The 1577-nt window shown below is 43.0% G+C and carries 4 protein-coding genes; all 4 read right to left on the bottom strand.

Annotation, left to right across the window (positions count from 1 at the left end; translation table 11 throughout):
- Positions 1–350, bottom strand: a 350-nt coding sequence (locus G468_RS0117725) for a DNA cytosine methyltransferase (RefSeq protein WP_026824118.1), incomplete at its 3' end; no start/stop codon positions are given.
- Positions 351–408: 58 nt separating this feature from the next.
- Complete coding sequence (locus tag G468_RS0117720; protein WP_026824117.1) at positions 409–627, bottom strand: hypothetical protein; 219 nt, start codon at positions 625–627, stop codon at positions 409–411.
- Positions 602–1225, bottom strand: coding sequence for a Rha family transcriptional regulator (locus G468_RS21930; protein WP_051297202.1), 624 nt, complete (start codon positions 1223–1225; stop codon positions 602–604). The genes G468_RS0117720 and G468_RS21930 overlap by 26 nt, the downstream gene beginning before the upstream one ends.
- A gap of 145 nt (positions 1226–1370) precedes the next feature.
- A partial coding sequence (locus tag G468_RS21925; protein WP_034250494.1) for a DNA methyltransferase occupies positions 1371–1577 on the bottom strand: 207 nt, incomplete at its 5' end.

Below are 1577 nucleotides of genomic sequence, written 5' to 3'. Positions count from 1 at the left end.
TCACCAAAAATAACGTCAGGTTTGCACTGCTGGATGAGGTGAAAGAACGCGGGCCACAAGTGCCGCTCATCAGCAAATCCTTTACCTTTGCCTGCTGCGCTGAAAGGTTGACAAGGGCAGCTTCCTGTCCAGACTGGCTTATTATCCGGCCATCCTGCATGACGCAATGCGTATGACCAGACACCAATTCCGGCGAAGAAATGACATTGGGTATATGACTTGAGGTCATCAGGTTTCACATCCTCTATTGAGCGTTCATCGACATCACCATCGGCAATATGACCCGCAACGATTAAATTACGCAGCCATTGTGCCGTGTAAGGGTCAATCTCGTTGTAATAAGCAGACAAAATGATTCCTTACCCTTCGGCATGAAATGATTAATTGGGATTAATTCAGGAGGAATAATTAGCGGTTTTTTGCTTTGACTTGAGGCTGATACTTTCCAGCCCAAACTTTGGCCGCATGTAAACAATCTGAAAAGATCTTGCCCTTTGCGCTGGCTGCATTACGGCGATAATGTTCGACTGCGATATCTGCACTAATTCTGGCTACAGATTGCTCGTAACCCTGCTTAACAAGTTCAGTTACCACATGTTTTTCAATGAATTCGACATAGTTCTTCATGTGTTTTTTTCTCCTCGTCTATCTCAGGAAAATCACCCAAGTCGTATAGCTTGAACTGAATAAGATCTCTCACCAGTTGTTCAGCTTTTTTAATTGATTTTTTCTCTTTCCTGCGTAGCGTCATCAAATTGCTACCTTTTTGACTGTGCTCCGTGAAAGAATATTTTTCAGCCAGTGCGACCCGATCTTGCATCTGCTTAATCGTGAGTTCTGTTAATCCGGATAGATCGAGAAGATTAATATCCTTGCGTCCTTCTAGCTCGGTCATGTGATCGAATACCTGCGCCTGAAGTTCATAGCTGTAGCTCATCGCCATCAAACAGGCTTCACGTTTAGGGAATCGGTAACAGGGATAGATTCGTCCCTTGTCATCTGTGTAATCGGCGAAAAATTTCGCTGATTGTTTTTCACCCAATACTTTGGGCACTTTCTTTAGAAAATCTTTATGCTGTAACTTTCGATATTTTTTACAGGGAAACATTAATCCCTCTGCTTCCGCTTTTGATTTCCGGTCAGCGTTAATGTAGTCAACCATTTCAATACTGCTCATGGTTGGCTGTTTAGATATGGGTAGTACGACAACATTTGAATATTGCATTGCGTTTTCCTTTTGAAATGAACCTTTGCGGCACAGAAATCAGCCTATCGAGGCTCCCCAGCACTAACCGACTTCCTCAAAGGTTCATTTCAAATGGTTCAGGTTCGATATGATTATTCGCGCAGCGGGGTGCGGTTGAAAAGATTTAACATGGATAAGGGTCTTTCAATTGGTGTAATGATTGGGACAGATTTTCTATTTCTTTTTTGGTTTGCAAAAATCTATCTGTTTCCAACTCTACGCCGATAGCTTGCCGACCTAATTTAATTGCTGCTTTTACCGTCGAACCAGAACCCATAAAGAAATCCGCTACGGCATGACCTGACCTGCTACTGGCGTTAATAATGTGCTC

The sequence above is a fragment of the Arsenophonus nasoniae DSM 15247 genome, from assembly GCF_000429565.1.
GTDB classification, from domain to species: Bacteria; Pseudomonadota; Gammaproteobacteria; order Enterobacterales; family Enterobacteriaceae; genus Arsenophonus; species Arsenophonus nasoniae.
The sequence above is the reverse complement of the archived record's forward strand: the minus strand, read 5'-3'. Positions and strand labels throughout refer to the sequence as shown.